This window comes from Streptomyces sp. NPDC058685, assembly GCF_042714725.1.
Taxonomy (GTDB): domain Bacteria; phylum Actinomycetota; class Actinomycetes; order Streptomycetales; family Streptomycetaceae; genus Streptomyces.
The window spans coordinates 4529-23209 of sequence record NZ_JBHXSL010000020.1; the positions used below are offsets into that span (position 1 = coordinate 4529).

Here is an 18681-nt window from a genome sequence, read left to right on the forward strand (position 1 = left end):
TTTTCCTCTCTATTTCCGCGGGTACGTCGGGGTGGTGCGTATTGAGGGTGTGGTTCCGCTGGCGTAGGGGGCGGCGGACCCACGGAACGGCCGCGGGAGTGGTGCAGGGGGAGTGCGCGGTGGAGAGGCGCGGGCCGCGGAGGCGGGACCGTCACCGGTCGGGCGGGGAGCACGAGGGAAGGCGCCCGTCCCACGGGCCGCGCAGGCGTCGTGGACGGGAGTGGGTGCCCGGACGGGGCCCGGTCAGGAGATGGCTAGCCGTGGCCGTGGAGCGCGCGGCAACGAATCCGCGGCGCGAAGGGGCGCATCGCGGACGGGGCCCTTCGCAGGCACTCCCTCATCGCGTGTGTGCAACCCATGAGGGGAGTGTACGTGGCACGGAGCACACCGGAATCCACTCGCGGTGGTCGTGGCAGCGGACCGCGGTTCTCCCACCTCAGTGGCGGTACATGAATGGTCACGGTCGCCGTGGACACCACGTGCCCACAGCGGAGGCAGGGCGCGCTGCCGCAAGCGAGCCCTGCCCTCCAACCGGTTTCACCGTCCTACCGCGGCGACGCTCCCTCGGCCATCGCCAGCAGTTCCTGGAGCCGCAGGCCGCGGGCGGCGTTCAGGGGGTGATCGGCACCGGAGCGGACCGCGGCCGCGAATTCGCGGCGCAGCACCGGCCAGCACTCTTCGTGGTCCATGTCCGCTGTGTCGTAGACGAGTTCGTCGCCCGGCCCGAACAACTCGATCCGCGTCCGGGCCCGTTCCAGTTTCACCGAACCGGACAGTGACGCCTGGCTGACGGCTCCGTCGGCGTGCTCGCAGGTCAGCTCGATCCAGCGGCGGGGGTCACCGGTGCTGCGGATCGAGCTGATGGGGCCGACCGCGACGTCGAGCAGATCGAGCAGATGCGGACCGAGGTCCAGCAGGGCGCCGTGTTCGAGGCGCCAGGAGGTGGCGAAGTCCCCACCGAGGAACGCCCCGTGGAGGTAGCAGGACCGGGCTCCGCTCACCGCCAGTCCGGCCGCGCGGGCGAGGAAGTCCCGGGTGCGGGGGTGGTAGCGCTTGGTCAGGACGAGCTGGGTCACGACCTCGTGCTCGGCGACGGCGTCGGCGACCCTGCGGGCGGATGCGAGGTCGGGCCCGAGCGGCTTCTCCAGCAGCATCGGCCGGCCCGCCTTCGCGGCCCGTACGGCGAGTTCCGCCTGTACCGCCGGAGGGACGGCGAACGCGACCGCCTCGCACTGCTCCAGCAGTTCGTCGAAGGACGCGGCGACCCTGGCGCCGAAGGGAGCGGCCGTCTCCCGGGCCGCCTCCGGGCGCCGTGCCCAGACGGCTGTCAGTGTCGTCTCGGGGCCGGCGGCGAGCATTCGGGCGTGCATCGCCCGTGCCCAGGGACCGGCGCCGACCAGTCCGACCCGTACGGGAGCCGGGTGGGAGTCGTCCGAAGGTGAGGGGTGGTGCACGGGTGCTCCTGGGAGGACAGCGCGAAAAGCGTGGGGGAAGGTGGTCAGGAGGACGAGCCGGCCGTTGCCTGGAGGCGCGCGTCGGCCAGTTCGGGGGCGTAGAGGTGCTCCACCACCATCGCGGCGGCTCCGCTGAGGGCCGCGTATTCGCCGAGCCGCGAGGTGACCACGTTGAGGTGGGCGGTGGTGCGGGGCATGGCCCGCTGGTAGAGGAGTTCCCTGACGCCGGTGAGGAAGGGGGTGCTGGCCAGGTCGCCGGCGAGCACGAGGACGCCCGGGTTGAGGAGCGTCACGACCGTCACCAGTACCTCACCGACGCGTTGCCCCGCCTCACGCGCCAGCCGTACGGCATCGGGCTGCCCGGCGGCGAGATGGGTGCGCACGTCGGAGCCGGAGGACGTGGGGACACCCGCCGCGGCCAGCTGCCCGGCGATGGCCCGGCCGCTGGCCACGGCGGCGAGGCAGCCGTAGGAGCCGCACATGCACAGCGCGTCGGAGCGGTCGTGCAGCCGGATGTGGCCGATGTCGCCCGCGCCGCCGTCGATGCCCCGGTAGGGCTCACCGCCGACGACGACCCCGGCACCGATACCGGTGGAGACCTTGACGAGGACGAACGCCGAGCAGTCCGGGTAGTGGTGGCGCTGCTCGGCGTACGCCATGAGGTTGGCGTCGTTGTCGACGAGGACCGGGATGGGGGCCGCCGCCGGGTTCACCTGCCGGGCGTACGCCTCCTGCATCCGTGCCCGGATCGGGTACTCGTCCCATCCCGGCATGATCGGGGGCTGTACGACCCGCCCGGTGTCCCAGTCGACGGGACCGGGTACCGACAGCCCGATCCCGCACACCGCGGCGGCGTCGACACCCGCCCTGGCGAGCAGGTCCGGGAACCAGGAGGCGACGGTGTCCAGGACCGGATCGGGGCCGTCGGCGATGAGCAGGTTGGCCGTGTGCTCGGCCAGGATGCGTCCCGAGAGGTCGATGACGGCGGCTCGCCCGTGCCGGGTCTCCAGGTCGACGGCGAGCACCACGGCGTGCGTGGAGTCGAACTCCAGGCGCACCGAGGGGCGTCCGCCGGTCGAGGTCCCTGTGGTGTGGGACAGCCAGCCCGCGTCGAAGAGCTGGTCGAGGCGGTGGCCCACGGTGGAGCGGGAGAGTCCCGTGGCGAGTTGGAGCTCGCCCCGTGTGGTGGCCTGTCCGCTGCGGATCAGTTGCAGCAGATGGCCCGCACTCGCCTGGTTCGCCGGCATGGTTCTCGACTCCTAGCTCTTGTCCGCGCCGCTGGTCAGACCCTCGGTCAGCAAACGTTCCGCGGCGAAGAACAAGAGCACCACGGGAATGGTCAACACGACGGAGCCTGCCATGAGGACGGTCTTCGGGACCTCGATTCCGTTGGCGAGCTGCTGCAGGCCGAGGGAAACCGTCCAGGCGTCGGGGTCCGCCGCCAGGAAGAGGAGCGCGAAGAGGAACTCGTTCCACGCGATCATGAAGACATACAACCCGGTCGCCATCAGCGACGGCAGTGCCAGCGGAAGGATCACCTTGCGCAGTGCCTGGAAGCGGGTGCAGCCGTCGAGCGCCGCCGCCTCCTCGATGCTGTACGGGATGGTGACGAAGTAGTTCTTCATCATGTAGATCGACACGGGCACAGTCTGGGCGATGTAGACGATGGCGAGACCCAGCAGGCTGCCGGACAGCCCGACCTTGGCGAACATCACGAAGAGCGGGACGGCCAGCAGGGTCGCCGGGAAGAGGTAGACGGCGAGGAAGATCGCGCCCACCTGCCGGCTGCCGAAGAACTTCAGCCGGCTGATCGCATAGGCGCCGGGCACCGCGGCGGCGAGGGTGAGCAGCACCGTTCCGAGGGAGACCGCGGCGGAGTTCCCCAGCAGGCGCAGGAATCCCTGGCCGCCCTCCGAGGTCGGCCGCAGCACCGCGCGGTAGGTGTCGAGCGTGAAGTCCGTCGCCGAGACCCACAGGGAGCCTGGATCCAGCAGCAGTGCGTCGATCGGCTTCACCGACAGCAGGAGCATGTAGTAGAAGGGCACGATGGTGATGACGGCCAGGAAGGCGATGGTCACCCACCGCAGCACTCCGAACAGTCTCTCCTCGAACTGGGTACGGGTCATGACCCCTCCTCCTGGACCCTCTTGGCGAAGAACGTGAAGTAGATGCCGAGCAGGACGACCAGCACGCCGGCCAGGACCAGGGCCTGAGCAGCTGCCGCGCCGACGTCGTAGCGGGCGGTGAGGAAGTCGTAGACACGCACGGCCACGACATCGGTGCCCGAGCCGCCGCCGGTGAGCAGATAGACGTCGTCGAACTTGTTGAACGTCATGATGAAGCGCAGGACGCACAGCAGTGCCATGACCGGCATCAGCTGCGGCAGAAGTATGTGGCGGAACCGCTGTGTCGGGGTGGCGCCGTCCACCCGGGCGGCTTCCTCGAGGCTCTCCGGGACGGCTTGCAGTCTGGCCAGGAGGAACAGGAAGGCGAAGGGGAAGTAGCGCCATATCTCGAAGACGATGACGGTCAGCAGCGCGAGGGGGATGTCGAAGTGCGCGCCGAGGACGTTCAGCTCGTACGAGCGGGTGGACAGGAACGCGATCGGGTCGTCCCAGCCGAGAAGCTTCGAGCCCCACTCGTTGACGATGCCGTACTGGGGGCTGAGCGCCACCTCCCAGGCGAAGGCGACGGCGACGACGGGTGCGACGTACGGCAGCAGCATCGAGCCGCGCAGCACACCTCGGCCGCGGAAGGGCTTGCGCAGGGCCAGCGCGGCGACGAGGCCGAGCAGCACGGATCCGGCGGTGGCTCCCACGGTGTAGATCAGGGTGGTGCTGAGGCTGGTCCAGAATCCGGCGGAGCCGAAGATCTTGCTGAAGTTGTCCAGGGTCCAGTTGCCGAACAGGCTCATGTTCTGGATGTCGACGAGCCTGGCGTTCTGGAAGGCCAGCAGGACGGTCCACAGGATCGGGATGATGACGACGACCAGGACGACCAGGAAGGTCGGGGTGACGAAGGCCAGTCCGGCCCGGTTCTGGCGTTGTCCGGAGGTCAGATGGCGGCGCTTCGGTGCGCCGGGTGGTGCAGTGGTCATGGCAATCCTCGACGGGGCGGCGGGGGCCGCGGTTACTGGAGGGACTTCTGCAGGGCGGAGACTTCCTCGTCCGCCTCGCGGGCGGCCTCGCCCGGCGAGATCTGGCCGCTCGTCATGGCGCCGATCGCCTTGGGAACGGGCAGTTCGCCGTTGGTGGCGCCGACCAGGGCGCCCTGGCCCTCGGTGATGCCCCAGCGCTTCATGTTGCCGACGCCCTGGGTCAGTTGGTCCAGCAGCGCCGCGGAGTACGCCTCGTTCATGGGCTTGCGGGTGTCGACGCCGACCTCGCTCGCGCGCCAGGCGCGCTCGTAGCGTTCCGGGTCGTCGGCGGTGCCCGGGCGGACCGGGATCTTGCCCTCGGGCGCCATGCCGATCCAGTCCTCGTAGCCGCTGTTCATCATGTACTCGACGAACTTCTTGGACGCGGCGGTCTCCGCGGTCCTGGTGACCGCCCAGGAGGTGACCTCGCCGAACTGGGCGGGCTCGGCGCCGCCGGGCCCCTGGAGCGCGGTGACGATGCCGCTGTTGCCCGAGAGGAAGTCCTTGTCCTTCTTGCACAGGGCACAGCTGGGCAGCGCGTCGTCGCGCAGCCCGGCCAGCTCGTCGAGGAGGAACGAGGACCAGACGATCATCGACGAGGTGCCGGAGAAGTAGCTGGCCCGGGTGGAGTCGACGGACTGGGTCCCGGGGGCTCCGTAGGTGCGGCCGAGCTTGTCGTACAGATCGAAGGAGGTCTTGCAGGCCGGTGAGTCCAGCCGCACCTCTCCCTGCTCGTCGACGAGACGGCAGCCGTTGGCGAGGGCGAGGTTCTCGAAGCTCTGCTGGGTGAAGACGTCGCCGGGGTCGGTGGCGACCGAGATGCCGTCACGGCCCTTCGTGTCGAGTCCCTTGGCCGCCTGGAGCAGCTTGTCGTACGTGTCGGGGACCGGCAGCCCGGCCTGGGCGAGCAGGTCCTTGCGGTACACGAGGAGCTGCAGCCAGGCGTCGGAGGGGACGGCCAGCTGCGTGCTGCCCTCCGAGGTGAGCCGCAGGGCGTTCGCGTTGAACGTCTTCGTGCCGAGGCTGTCGACGATCTCGCGGCTGACCTGCGTGTTCAGCAGTTTGTTGCTGTACATCTGCCAGACCTGGCCCATGGGGACCGCGCCGATGACATCGGGCAGCTTGCCGGCGGCGGCCGCCGACATGATCAGCTGCGGCAGCTGGCCCTCGTCCACGCCGACGAGGTCGACCTTGATCCCGGTCTGCTTCTCGAACCGATCGATGATCTTGTTGGTCGCCGCCATCCGCGGAGGCAGGTTCTCCTGGGACCACACGGTGATCCTGTTGTCCGGCCGGGCCGCGTCGCCGGGGTCGGCGCAGCCGGCGAGGCCGCCGAGGCCCACGATCGCGGCCAGGCCCGCCGCCGTCGCCTTTGACCGACGGATCCACTTGAGCATGTGATGTCCTCACCGTGCTTATGTCGAGTTCGAAAGCATCACAGCATCACTTTTGCGTGTTGACAAGACATAACCCTGGGATATCTTCGACCTAAGTGGAGAGTCCAACCCCTCGGAGCCCCTCGTGGAACGTGTTGTCCAGTTCACCGGCCCTCGCCAGGTCGACGTCGCCGAGCACGCCGGTGCCGCGCTGCCTCCCGGTCATCTACGGGTCCGCACCCGCTACTCCGGCATCTCGGCCGGCACCGAACTCACGGCCTACCGGGGCACGAACCCCTACCTCACCCGCACGTGGGACCCCGAGGCGCGCCTCTTCCGCGACGGAGCGGCCGGGATCGAATACCCCGTCGCGGGCTGGGGGTACTCCGAGGTCGGCGAGGTCACCGAGGTCTCGCCCGAGCTCGTCGGCACCCCCGGCATGCCCGTCGTGGGCGACCTGGTCTGGGGCATCTGGGGCCACCGCAGCGAAGGCATCGTCCCCGCCGAGCGCATGCGCGGCCACACCCTGCCCGACGGGCTGGACCCCCTGGCCGGCGCGTTCGCCCGCGTCGGCGCCATCGCCTACAACGCGGTCCTCTCCTCCGACATCCACCTCGGCGAGGACGTCGCCGTCTTCGGCCAGGGCGTCATCGGACTGCTCGCCACCCGCCTCGCGCATCTGAACGGCGCACGGGTCACCGCGGTCGACGCCCTCGACAGCCGGCTCGCCACCGCAAAGGAGTACGGAGCGGTCCACACGCTCAACGCCCGGACGGATGCCGTCGCCGAGCGCATCCGCGAGGCCACCGGCGGCCGTGGCGCCGACACCGCGATCGAGATCAGCGGCGTCTACCCGGCCCTCCACGAAGCCCTGCGGTCCGTCGCCGTCGACGGCCGGGTCGTCGCCTCCGGCTTCTACCAGGGAGACGGCCTGGGACTGAGGCTCGGCGACGAGTTCCACCACAACCGAGTCCAGCTGATCTGCTCCCAGATCGGCGGCGTCCCACCGCAGTTGTCCGCCCGCTGGAGCGTGGAGCGCCTGCAGCAGACCTTCCTCGCCCTGGTCGCTTCCGGCCAGGTCGACGTCCGGTCCCTCGTCAGCCATGTCGTGCCCGTCGAGGAAGCCGCCGACGCCTACCACCTGCTCGACGAGCGACCCGCCGAAGCGCTCCAGGTCGTCCTGGCATTCTGAAAGGCCATCCACCCATGCTCAAGACCGCTTGCCAGGAACAACTGCTGCCCGGCGACACCCTCCAGGAGAAGTGGGACTTCGCCCAGGCCGCGGGCTACGACGCGATCGAGCTGCGCGGCAAGGGGGACCGTCACTTCGAGGGCCGGCTCCCCGAACTGCGCGCCGCCCTCAAGGACGGCGTCGTCATGCCCACGGTGTGCGTCGACATGCTGCACTTCTTCGGGGCGTTCGACGCGGACCTGCGCCGCGACGCCATCGACCAGATGAAGTCCCAGCTGTCCGTCATCGGCGAACTGGGCGGCACGGGGGCCCAGACGCCCGCCTCGTACGGCATGTTCTCCCGCCGGCTGCCTCCCTTCGAACCGCCCCGCGGCGAGGAGGAGGAACGCACCGTCCTGCTCGAGGGGCTCACCGAACTGGGCGAGCACGCCCGGCGCGTAGGCGTGACCCTCTACCTCGAACCTCTCAACCGGTACGAGGACCACATGGTCAACCGCCTCGACCAGGCCGTGGAACTGATCCGCACCGTCGGCCTGGACGCGGTGAGGATCGGCATCGACAGCTACCACATGAACATCGAGGAGGCCGACCCCGCCGCCGCGATCCTCGCGGCCGCGCCGTACATCGGGCACGCCCAGGTCAGCGACTCCAACCGGTTCCAGCCCGGCGCAGGACACCTCGACTGGCCGGCCTGGCTCTCCGCGCTGCGCACCATCGGATACGGCGGGTACCTCGCCGCCGAATGCCGTCTCACCGGCGACCCGACCGCCGCGGTCCGTTCCATTCCCGCCTTCCTGCGCAGGTCGGGAGCATGACGATCGCCCTCGCCGACGCCCCGAGCGCCGTCCGCGACCACCGCAGCGTGGAGCGGGAGGCCGCCCGGGTGCTGCTGACCAACTGGACCGGCGCGTCCACCGTGCCGTCCCACACCCTCTATCCCCACCAGTGGAGCTGGGACTCCGCCTTCATCGCCATCGGGCTGCGCCATCTCTCACCGCGCCGCGCACAGCGCGAACTGGAGACCCTGCTCGGCGGCCAGTGGGCCGACGGACGCATTCCCCACATCGTGTTCAACCCGGCGGTGCCGCTCGACGCCTACTTCCCGAGCCCCGACTTCTGGCAGTCCACGTCGGCGGGCAGGGCCGCGGGTGCACCGGCCGGCATCGAGACCTCCGGCATCGTCCAGCCGCCCGTCCACGCGCTCGCGGCCGCGCTCGTCCACGAGAGCGACCCCGAGACCTCCCGGCGGCGCGGCTTCCTCGAACGGCTCTACCCCCGGCTCGTCGCCTGGCACCACTACCTCACCCGCCACCGCGACTTCGGCGGCGGGGGACTGGCGGCCGTCCTGCACCCGTGGGAGCCGGGCATGGACAACAGCCCTTGCTGGGACGAACCTCTCGCCCGCGTCGAGCCCGCCCCCGCCGCCTCGTTCCGCCGCGCCGACCTCACCCATGGCGACGCCGCCGACCGGCCCACCGACCTGGACTACGGACGCTATGTCCGTCTGGCCGGCGACTACCGCGACCACGGCTACCGCGACGCCGGCACCGAGCACTCCTTCGTCGTCGAGGACCCCGGGTTCAACGCCCTGCTGATCCTGTCCGAGTACGCGCTCGCCGACATCGCCCAGGCCCTGGGACACGACGCCGAGGCCCACCGGACACAGGCCCGCCGGCTCACCGACGCCCTGGTGGAGCGGCTGTGGGACGACGACGCGGGTCTCTTCCTCTGCCAGGACGTACGGGCCGGGCGGGCCATCGAGGAGAAGAGCGTCACGGGCCTTCTGCCGCTCGCCGTTCCCGGCCTCCCCGACGACATCGCCCGGACCCTGCTGCGTACCGCAGCCGGTGAGCACTTCGGGCTGGGCTCGACGACCGCCCTCACACCCAGCTACGACCTGCGCGGCCACGTCTTCGATCCCTCGCGCTACTGGCGCGGTCCCGCCTGGTTCAACATCAACTGGGTGCTGGAACGAGGGCTGCGCCACTACGGCACCGCGGACTGTGCCGACACCCTGCGGCGGGCCGTACTCACGGCCGGCGCGGAGTCCGGCTTCGCCGAGTACGTCGACCCGTACACCGGCCAGGCGCGGGGAACCACCGACTTCAGCTGGACCGCCGCCGTCGTCCTCGACCTGCTGGCCGACGTCAACCGCGCGGGAGGGACACGATGACGGCACCTCAGCTGCTCGTCCACGCCGGCACGTTCGCCGCGCTCAGCGGCGGCGGGGACATCTCCGGCACCCGCGGCACCTCACCCGACGGACTGTTCGTCCGCGACGCCCGCCATCTCAGCCACTGGCGCCTCACGGTGGACGGCACCGAGCCCACCGTGCTCGTGCCGGCGTACGGCGACGGGGGAGCCGCCGCCGTGCTCACCGCGGCCGCGACCCGCGACGAACCGTCACCGTGGACGCTGCACCGCCGACAGGCCCTGTTCCACGGCCGGTTGACCGAGAACCTGCGGCTCGCCAACAACACCGCACGCGAGATCACCGTCATCGTCGCCATCGATGCCGACGCGGACTTCGCCGACCAGTTCGAACTGCGCAGCGACCGCCGGATCTACGACAAGGCCGGCGCGCACATCACCGTCTCGGACTCGGCGGACGGCACCCGCTTCGCCTATCACCGCGAGGAGTGGCAGGCGGACACCACGGTCACCGCCGACCCGGTGCCCGCGGTCACCCCGGCATCCCGGGGCACGCTCCGAACCCTTGCCTGGCGCGTCCGGCTCTCTCCGCACGACACCGCGGAGATCACCGTCGCAGTCACCGCCCATGCGGGCGGCGCCGATCCGAGCCCCGTCGGGCCGGCCGACGTCCGCTCGGTCCTCGCCCTGATCCGGAGCGAGAGGGACGACTTCACGCACGAGCCCCCGCTTCCGGTACGGGACGTCTCCGACGACCTCGTCCGTGCCTGCGAGCAGGGCCTGCGCGACCTCGCCCGGCTGCGCGTCCCGGCCGTCGGACCGGACGGCGAGGACCTCCTGATACCCGGCGCCGGCGTGCCGTGGTTCCTCACCCTCTTCGGCCGCGACTCGCTGCTGACCTCGCACTTCGCGCTGCCCTACCGGCCGGAACTCGCGGAGGCCACCCTGCGCGCCCTCGCGGCCACCCAGGCGACCGAGCACGACGCGGCACGCATCGCCCAGCCCGGGAAGATCGTGCACGAGATCCGCCACGGCGAACTGGCCCACTTCCGGCAGGTGCCCTACGGCCGCTACTACGGATCGGTCGACAGCACCCCCTTGTTCCTCACCCTGCTCGGAGCCCACGCCGCGCGGACCGGGGATACCTCCCTCGCCCGGCGACTCGAGTCCCACGCCCGCGCCGCGATCGGCTGGATGTTCGCCGACGGCGGCCTCGACGAGCGCGGCTACCTCACCTACGAGGCCGACACCCACGGTCTGCTCAACCAGAACTGGAAGGACTCCGAGGGAGCGATCTGCTTCACCGACGGCACCCAGGCGACGGGCAGCATCGCCGTCGCCGAGGCACAGGGCTACGCCTACGACGCCCTGCGCCGATCGGCAGAGCTGGCCCGCACCGTCTGGGACGACCCCGCGTGGGCGGATGAGCTCGACGCCCACGCCAAGGCCCTGCGCGAGCGCTTCCACACCGACTTCTGGATGCCGGAGCAGAACTACTACGCCCTCGCCCTCGACGGGAAGGGACGCCAAGTCGACGCGCTCGCCTCGGACGCCGGTCATCTGCTGTGGTCCGGCATCCTCGACGACGTCCACGCGCAAGCCGTCGGCCGTCGGCTGCTGGAGCCCGACTTCTTCACCGGCTGGGGCATCCGTACGCTCGCCGCGGGCCAGGACCCGCACCACCCGCTGTCGTACCACCGCGGCAGCATCTGGCCCCACGACAACGCCGTGATCACCCTCGGTCTGGCGCGCCACGGCCTGCACGCCGAAGCCGCCACCGTGACCGCCGCACTCGTCGAGGCCGCGGCCCACCACGGCGACCGGCTGCCGGAAGTGATCGCCGGTCACACCCGGCAGGAGGACGAGGGACCCGTCCCCTACCCCCATGCGTGCTCCCCCCAGGCGTGGGCGGCGGCGACCCCCCTGGCCCTGCTCACGGCGGCGGGAGCACGGGCGGAAACCTGACCTTCCGCCCGCGTCTGCCGGAGCCCCCGCGGGCTCCGGCAGACGTGTTTCCGCGCGGCCAAAGGGGCGAACGCCCAACGATTTCCCCGCCGAACGGGCAGAGATCACCGCATCCGAACCCGGTCTCCCGACCGAAGAGTGGATGTCCAGTGACAACTCCCCGTTGAACAGAGGCGGCGTGCATGCTCGGTACGCAGGTGGTGCAGAACGGCACGGACATCCTCACCGGCCGCCCGCAGACCGGCACCCCACCGACAGCAGGCCCGCACGTCGACCGGGACGTCACCGCCGCGGTCGAACAGGTCCTCGGCCGGTACGTACGCGAGCGGGTGCACGAGGCTTCCCGCGTCGACGCACGGTTCGCCGCCGATGTGGCCGAACAGCTCGCCCAGTTCGTCATACGCGGTGGCAAACGGCTGCGGGCGGGCTTCCTGTGGTGGGGCCGGCGGGCAGCCGGAGGCGCCACGGACGGCGAGGAGGCGGACGCGGCACTGCGGCTCGGAGCCGCCATCGAACTGCTCCAGGGGTGCGCCCTCGTCCATGACGACGTCATGGACGAGTCACCCGTGCGCCGTGGCGCACCCGCCGTGCACGCCGCCTTCGCCCAGGCGCACACCACACAGGGAATGCGCGGATCGAGCGCCGCCTTCGGGACCGCCGCCGCGATCCTCGCCGGAGACCTGGCGCTGTCGTGGGCCGACGATCTGATGACCTCCACCGCGCTGATGTCCCCTCAGGGTCCGCGCGTCCACCGGGAGTGGCAGGCGATGCGCACGGAACTCGTCGCCGGCCAGTACCTCGACATGCACGCCCAGGCCACCGGGTCCTCCTCGGTGGTCGAAGCCGTACGCATCGCGGGTCTCAAGAGCGCGCTCTACACGGTCGAGCGTCCGCTGGCGCTCGGCGCCGCCCTGGCAGGGGCCGACGAACGCACCACCGACGCGCTGCGGTCCGCCGGCCGCTGCGCGGGCATCGCCTTCCAGCTCCGGGACGACCTGGTCGGCGCGTTCGGTGACCCCGCGTGCACCGGCAAGCCCTCGGGCGACGATCTACGTGAGGGCAAGGCCACCTACCTCCGCGCCGTGGCCGTGCGTCTCGCCGCCCACGGTGGTGGCACGGACGTCGCCGACGCGCTGAACCCCAGCGGCGAGAGGCGTTCACTCACCGACGACGAGGTGGACCGGCTGCGGCAGGCCATCGAATCGACCGGCGCCCCCGCCGTGGTCGAGGAGAAGATCCACCGCCTGGTGGAGCTGAGCGTCCGCCACCTCGAGTCCCTGGACAGTGAGCCGCACGTCGTCGACGAACTCACCCGCCTCGTCGGCAGAGCCGCCGGCGTACAGCCGAACCACCGGACCGGAGAGCGGGCATGAAGACCGTACCCGGGGCCACGGACCATGTCGTCGTCGTCGGAGCGGGCCTGGCGGGGCTGGCGGCTGCGCTGCATCTGCTCGGCGCGGGCCGCAGCGTGACCGTGGTGGAGCGGGCGCCCGAGCCGGGTGGCCGCGCGGGACGGGCCGACATGGGCGGCTACAGGATCGACACCGGCCCGACCGTGCTCACCATGCCGCACCTCGCCGACGAGGCCTTCGCCGCCGTGGGGGACTCGCTCGCCCGGCGGGTCGAGCTGATCGAGCTGCACCCCGCCTACCGGGCGCAGTTCGCCGACGGCTCCGCGCTCGACGTGCACACCGGCGCCGAGGCGATGGAGGAGGAGGTCCGCCGCTTCGCCGGACCGGACGAAGCGGCGGGCTACCGGCGGCTGCGGCACTGGCTCCAGGCCCTCTACCGGGCTCAGATGCGCCGCTTCATCGACACCAACTTCGACTCGCCCCTGCAACTGCTCCACCCCGACCTGGCCCGGCTCGGCGCGCTGCGCGGATTCGGACGCCTGGACGCCCAGATCGGCCGCTTCCTCTCCGACCCGCGCCTGCGCCGGGTGTTCTCCTTCCAGGCCCTGTACGCGGGTGTGCCACCGGCCCGCGCCCTCGCCGCGTACGCCGTGATCGCCTATATGGACACCGTGGCGGGGGTCTACTTCCCCCGAGGCGGCATGCACGCCCTGCCGCGCGCCATGGCAGACAGCGCACGCGACGCGGGGGCGGATTTCCGGTACGGGACCGAGGTGACCGCCCTGCGCCGGTCCGGGGGGCGGATCCGCACCGTCGCGCTCTCCACCGGCGAACAGCTCGCCTGCGACGCCGTGGTCCTCACCCCCGACCTGCCCGTCACCTACCGGCTGCTCGGCCGTGAGCCACAGCGGGCCGTGGCCCTGCGGCACTCGCCCTCCGCCGTCATCCTGCACGCCGGCACCGACCGCACATGGCCCCAACTGGGCCACCACACGCTGTCGTTCGGCGGCGCGTGGGAGCGCACCTTCGACGAGATCACCCGCACCGGCCGTCTGATGTCGGACCCCTCCCTGCTGATCACCCGGCCGACGGCGCACGATCCGCAGCTCGCTCCCGAGGGAAAGCACCTGCACTATGTGCTCGCTCCCTGCCCCAACACCCGGACGGGACCGGGCGTCCGGGAATGGCGCGACCTCGCCCCCCGCTACCGCGACAGCCTGGTCGCCGAGCTGGAGCGGCGCGGACTGCACGGATTCGGCGACTCGGTCGAACACGAACGCCTGGTCACCCCGGTCGACTGGACCGAGCAGGGGCACGCGGCCGGCACGCCCTTCTCCGCGGCCCACACCTTCGCCCAGACCGGCCCGTTCCGGCCGCGGAACCTCGTCCGCGGCATCGACAACGCCGTACTCGCCGGCTGCGGCACCACACCGGGCGTCGGCGTCCCCACCGTCCTCATCTCCGGCAAGCTCGCCGCCGCCCGCATCACCGGACAGGCTCGCCCGCCGCGGCGAGGCTCCCGCATGGCCCCGAAGAGCACGTCCGACCTCTCCCTGCCCAGCCGGTGAAAGGCACAGCCGATGACCGCACGTGAACTCGACGCGGCAGGCATCACCGACGCCCGCCTGCGCTCCGCCTACACCCGGTGCCGCCACCTCAACGCCCAGCACGGCAAGACCTACTTCCTGGCCACCCGGCTCCTTCCGGTGGACCGGCGCAGTGCCGTGCACGCGCTGTACGGCTTCGCCCGCTGGGCCGACGACATCGTCGACGACCTCGCCGCAGACCTCACGCCCGTGGAGCGGGACCGCGCCCTCACCCGCCTCGACCGGCAGTTGGACGAAGGGCTGAGAGACGGTCGCAGCGACGAGCCGGTGGTGCAGGCGGTGGCGGACACCGCTCGCCGTTACGCCATTGATCCCGTGCTCTTCCACGACTTCATGGCGTCCATGCGCAGTGACCTCCATGTCACCCGCTACCCCACCTACGCCGACCTCCGCGCCTATATGCACGGGTCGGCGGCCGTGATCGGCCTCCAGATGCTGCCCGTCCTCGGGACCGTCGTACCGCGCGAGGAGGCCGCCCCGCACGCGGCCGCCCTCGGCGTGGCCTTCCAGCTCACCAACTTCCTGCGGGACGTGGGGGAGGACCTGGACCGCGGGCGGGTGTATCTCCCGGAGGATCTGCTCGCCGCGCACGGCGTGGACCGTGAACTCCTCCAGTGGAGCCGCGACTCGGGGGCCGGTGATCCGCGGATCAGGGCGGCGTTCGAGCAGGCGGCGGAGCTCACCCGCGGCGTCTACCGGGAAGCGGAACCGGGACTCGACATGCTGGACCCGCGGGTACGCCCCTGCATGCGCACCGCGTTCACGCTGTACGGCGGCATCCTCGACGCGATCGCCGAGGACGACTACCGCGTGCTGCACCGGCGCTCCGCGGTGCCCCGCCGGCGCCGGGCGGCCGTGGCACTGACCGCCCTGGCCGGGATCGTCGGTGCCCGGGCGCGCTCCCGCGTCACCCGGACACCCGCGAGTGTCCGGCCCCGAGCCGGTGCCCCCGTCACGGTGTCGGGCCCCGGCACGGACGCCGGACGGGAGGAGCGTCCCCGATGAAGGACCGCACCGGCCGGCGGCGCCGGTCCCTTCCGCTGCGGATGCGGCCCCGCCTCTCGTGGGAGAAGCAGCGGCCGACCTGGCAGGCGGCTCGCCCCGCGCTCATCGCGGGCGCGCTCAAACGCGCCGCGGCGCGGCCCTCCGGCAACTGGTACGTGATCGGCGCCTCGCGCGACATCGGCTCCGGCCCCCGGCCGTTCGGACGGACCGTGGGCGGCGTGGAGGTCGTCGCGTGGCGCACCGGGACCGGCGAACTCAGGGCGGGCCCGGGTGCCTGCCCGCACCTCGGGGCTCCGCTGCGCGACAGCCGGGTCGTCTGCGGCACGGTGGTCTGCCACTGGCACGGTCTGTCCCTGGACGGCGGCCCGTTCGCCGGCTGGGAGCCGTTTCCGGCGTACGACGACGGAGTGCTCGCCTGGGTCCGCCTCGACGCGCTCGGCGGGGAGGCACCCCTCGACCGGCCCGTCGTACCGCGGCGGCCGGAACGGGGCGCGCTGGACGCGGTGTTCACCGCGGTGGGGCGCTGCGAGCCCGAGGACATCGTCGCCAACAGGCTCGATCCCTGGCACGGCTCGTGGTTCCACCCGTACTCGTTCGTCGATCTGACGGTGGTGAGCGTTCCGGAGGGGCCGGTGGGGGACGACGGAGCGGACACCGAGGACGCCTTCGTCGTCGACGTCTCCTTCAAGGTGGCCGGACGCCTGGTGGTGCCGGTACGGGCCGCGTTCACCGCGCCCGAGCCCCGGACCGTGGTCATGCACATCACCGACGGCGAGGGGATCGGCTCGGTCGTCGAGACGCATGCCACCCCGCTGGGGACCGACGACCGGGGTGTGCCCCGGACGGCCGTGGTCGAGGCCGTCGTCGCCACTTCGGACCGTCCCGGATTCGTCGGCGCACGGGCTGTCGCTCCGGTACTGCGGCCGCTGATGCGCTGGGCCGCCGGGCGGTTGTGGCGTGACGATCTCGCGTACGCGGAGCGACGCCGGCAGTTGCGCAGCTCCGGCCGCTTTCCGGGCTGACTCCGCGAGGCACCGCGCGCTGCGGGCCCCGCCGGCTCCTGGCCGCCGCCGGTTCGCGGCGGCCAGGAGAACGGTCGGAGCAGACGACCGAGCCTGCGTCGGCCCACCCACCCGAACGCGAACGGCTCAGGAACGGCTCAGGGACGCCAGTGTGCGCAAGGTCCGGGACCGGCCCTCGCGCGGCACCGTCCACAGCGGATGCCCCCGGACGCCCCACCGCCGCAGCAGGGCGTTGGCCGCGAGAAAGCCGGTGGTGGCGGCCCGTTCCATCAGCGCCACCGGCAGATCCGTACGCACGATGTCACCGGCCAGCACCAGGGAGGGATGGGGCGTACTCACGGGCGGACGTGTGAGATGGCCACCCACCGGGAACATCGGGCAGTCCGCGCGCCACTCGTGGCGCGCGTCGATCACCTCGGCCTCGCGCGTCTCGGGGTAGACCTCGTGCAGCTGACGGAGCAACCGCTCCTGCATCCGCTGCCGGCCCGTCCCCTCGTCGACGGCGTATCCGTGCAACTCGACCACACTGCCGCCGGTGCGCCCGGCCCAGCGGGCGGCTTCGCCCTCCCAGCGGTCGAGCACACTCACGTTGTCGAGCCCGCCGAAGCCACTGGTGCCCAGGAACCCCGCACGGTCCGCGGCGACGGGCCGGTCGAGCCAGAGGCGCGAGACCACGAACGGCGGGGCGCAGCGCAGCCGTTCGACGTTCTCGCGCCAGACGGCGTCGCCCAGGTGCGGCGAGTCGGAGACGACTGTCCGCAGACCGCGGACGTCCAGCGCGAGGACGACGGCGTCGTACCGTTCGACGGGCCCGTCGGTGTCGAGGAGGAAGGTGTCATCGGTGTCCGGTCGCAGCGACGTCACGGCCGTGCCCGTCCGCACCTCGACCCCGAGACCCCGCAGATAGCGCTCCAGAGGGTTCCACAGCGCCTGCGGGAACGGCTCCCGGGGGACGTCGAAGAGCAGCCCCTCCGCGGATCCGAGGAAGTAGATGTGGAACATCACCAGCAGCTCCGCCGCGGAGAGTTCCCGGGGATCGGCGAAGAAGCTCCGTGAGAAGACCTCGAACGCCAGATGGCGCGCGGCCTCGGGGAAACGGATGGAGCCGAGGAAGTCCGACGCGCTGACGTCGTCGTAGCGCTCATAGACCTCCGGAACCCGCACATCCAGCAGGGGCAGGGCCGCGACCGGGTCCATTCCTGCCAGGTCCCGCCAGCCGAAGGTCGGGCTCAGGGCGACGAATCCCAGAGCGCTCCACGGCGGTGTGCGCGGCACGCGGGCGAAGCTGTCGGTGGTTCCGCTGCGGTGACGCAGCGGATAGTCCGGCAGAGGGGTGAGTACCGAGAGACCGGGGTCCGCACGGCGCAACAGCCCACGCAGGTTGTAGTACTGGCGGAAGAACGCATGGAAGCCGCGGCTCATCGTCGCCGTGGACCCGTCGGCCAGTTCCACCGGCCAGCCGGCGAGCCGTCCGCCCAGAACGGCCTCCCGCTCGAAGAGCGTCACCCTCACCCCGCGCTCGGCGAGAGCCGTCGCTGCCGCGAGGCCCGCGATGCCACCCCCGACCACCGCCGTGCGCGGCGCGTCCCCCGCGCATCGCTCCCGGCCCCGGGCGGGCATGAGGACCTGCGCCCTGCGGTCCCTGCCACGGCGGGCGGGACGGACGTCCGCCGCGCTCACGACGTGGACCTCCGCTCGCCCGGCGCGCCCCGCCGGGCGAGGAACGTCTGAAGGATCCCGGTCTGCCAGCCCGGCATCGGGAGGGCTCGCGCCTCGTGGAAGCCCCCGCGGACCAGCCGGTCGACGAACTCCGGTGCCCGGTCGAAGGCGAGCACGCTCCGCCACAGATAGCGGTAGAGATCGCGGTCGCCCATGAGGGTGCCCGCGGGGACGATGACGCCTCGGCACACCGCCGACCACAGCGCGTGGTGCACCGGCGAGCCGCTGAGGCTGTACTCGTGCACCGCCAGCCGTCCGCCCGGCCTCAGCAGTGCGTGCACCCTGTCCAGTACGGCGTCCGGGCGCGCCACATTGCGGAAGAGGTAGGCGGCGAAGACGGCGTCGAACGGCCCCTGGACTCCCGCACGCGCGACCTCTTCCACCGGTGCGTGCACCCATCGCACGTGCCCGGCCCACGACTTCGCGGCCGCTCGTTCCAGCATCCCCGCGGAGGCGTCGACGGCCGTGATCTCGGCCCCCGGCGCCACTCGCAGAAGTGCCGCGGTCGACGCGCCCGTACCGCAGCCGATGTCGAGCACCCGCAGGCCCTCGCCGCGGTCGGGCAGGCGCAGGCGGCGTGCGGAGCGCCTCAGGTCGGCGTGGTAGCCCGGGTTCATCGAGACGAGGCGGTCGTAGCCGGCCGCGGCATGGTCGAAGGCCCGGGTGAGATCCCGGTCCCGCAGAAGGGTCATCAGCTGCTCA

15 protein-coding genes are annotated in these 18681 nt (G+C 71.8%); 8 read left to right on the forward strand and 7 right to left on the reverse strand.

The genetic code is table 11. From position 1 onward, the window contains the following. Positions 1-545: 545 nt before the first annotated feature. The 5 genes from ACFWU3_RS18270 to ACFWU3_RS18290 are packed head-to-tail and all read right to left on the reverse strand — an operon-like array spanning position 546 to position 5987. Complete coding sequence (locus tag ACFWU3_RS18270) at positions 546-1454, reverse strand: Gfo/Idh/MocA family protein (protein ID WP_384438108.1); 909 nt, start codon at positions 1452-1454, stop codon at positions 546-548. 44 nt (positions 1455-1498) lie between these two features. After that, positions 1499-2701 carry an ROK family protein gene (locus tag ACFWU3_RS18275; protein WP_384438111.1) on the reverse strand — a complete coding sequence of 401 codons (1203 nt, stop codon included), beginning with the start codon at positions 2699-2701 and terminating at the stop codon, positions 1499-1501. A gap of 12 nt (positions 2702-2713) precedes the next feature. Continuing rightward, positions 2714-3580 (reverse strand): carbohydrate ABC transporter permease, encoded by an 867-nt coding sequence (locus ACFWU3_RS18280; protein WP_313948185.1) that lies wholly within the window; start codon positions 3578-3580, stop codon positions 2714-2716. Beyond that, positions 3577-4551 (reverse strand): carbohydrate ABC transporter permease, encoded by a 975-nt coding sequence (locus ACFWU3_RS18285; protein WP_384438114.1) that lies wholly within the window; start codon positions 4549-4551, stop codon positions 3577-3579. The genes ACFWU3_RS18280 and ACFWU3_RS18285 overlap by 4 nt, the downstream gene beginning before the upstream one ends. A gap of 32 nt (positions 4552-4583) precedes the next feature. Beyond that, positions 4584-5987, reverse strand: coding sequence for an extracellular solute-binding protein (locus ACFWU3_RS18290; RefSeq protein ID WP_384438117.1), 1404 nt, complete (start codon positions 5985-5987; stop codon positions 4584-4586). A gap of 124 nt (positions 5988-6111) precedes the next feature. Between ACFWU3_RS18290 and ACFWU3_RS18295 the strand changes: the two genes are divergently transcribed. The 8 genes from ACFWU3_RS18295 to ACFWU3_RS18330 all read left to right on the forward strand — a co-directional run bounded on the left by ACFWU3_RS18295 (position 6112) and on the right by ACFWU3_RS18330 (position 16260). Next, a complete protein-coding gene (locus tag ACFWU3_RS18295; RefSeq protein ID WP_384438120.1) occupies positions 6112-7158 on the forward strand; it encodes a zinc-binding alcohol dehydrogenase in 1047 nt (348 codons plus the stop codon). Between the two features lie 14 nt (positions 7159-7172). Next, the gene (locus ACFWU3_RS18300; protein WP_384438123.1) at positions 7173-7973 is read left to right on the forward strand and encodes a sugar phosphate isomerase/epimerase family protein; all 801 of its coding nucleotides are present in this window, start codon (positions 7173-7175) and stop codon (positions 7971-7973) included. Beyond that, on the forward strand, positions 7970-9331 hold the full coding sequence (locus ACFWU3_RS18305) for a trehalase family glycosidase (RefSeq protein ID WP_384438126.1): 1362 nt from the start codon (positions 7970-7972) through the stop codon (positions 9329-9331). Before ACFWU3_RS18300 ends, ACFWU3_RS18305 begins: the two co-directional genes overlap by 4 nt. Next, entirely contained in the window at positions 9328-11274 is a 1947-nt protein-coding gene (locus ACFWU3_RS18310) for a glycogen debranching N-terminal domain-containing protein (RefSeq protein WP_384438129.1), read from the forward strand. Before ACFWU3_RS18305 ends, ACFWU3_RS18310 begins: the two co-directional genes overlap by 4 nt. Positions 11275-11456: 182 nt before the next feature. Beyond that, complete coding sequence (locus ACFWU3_RS18315; protein WP_384438132.1) at positions 11457-12647, forward strand: polyprenyl synthetase family protein; 1191 nt, start codon at positions 11457-11459, stop codon at positions 12645-12647. Then, entirely contained in the window at positions 12644-14194 is a 1551-nt protein-coding gene (locus ACFWU3_RS18320; RefSeq protein ID WP_384438135.1) for a phytoene desaturase, read from the forward strand. Before ACFWU3_RS18315 ends, ACFWU3_RS18320 begins: the two co-directional genes overlap by 4 nt. 12 nt (positions 14195-14206) lie before the next feature. Further along, on the forward strand, positions 14207-15238 hold the full coding sequence (locus tag ACFWU3_RS18325; RefSeq protein ID WP_384438138.1) for a phytoene/squalene synthase family protein: 1032 nt from the start codon (positions 14207-14209) through the stop codon (positions 15236-15238). Then, on the forward strand, positions 15235-16260 hold the full coding sequence (locus tag ACFWU3_RS18330) for a DUF5914 domain-containing protein (RefSeq protein WP_384438141.1): 1026 nt from the start codon (positions 15235-15237) through the stop codon (positions 16258-16260). The genes ACFWU3_RS18325 and ACFWU3_RS18330 overlap by 4 nt, the downstream gene beginning before the upstream one ends. A gap of 126 nt (positions 16261-16386) precedes the next feature. Here the strand turns inward: ACFWU3_RS18330 and ACFWU3_RS18335 are convergent, their stop codons facing one another. Both ACFWU3_RS18335 and ACFWU3_RS18340 read right to left on the reverse strand, forming a co-directional pair. Next, positions 16387-17880 (reverse strand): FAD-dependent oxidoreductase, encoded by a 1494-nt coding sequence (locus tag ACFWU3_RS18335; protein WP_384438346.1) that lies wholly within the window; start codon positions 17878-17880, stop codon positions 16387-16389. Positions 17881-17936: 56 nt separating this feature from the next. After that, positions 17937-18671, reverse strand: coding sequence for a class I SAM-dependent methyltransferase (locus tag ACFWU3_RS18340; protein WP_313948196.1), 735 nt, complete (start codon positions 18669-18671; stop codon positions 17937-17939). Positions 18672-18681: the final 10 nt, after the last annotated feature.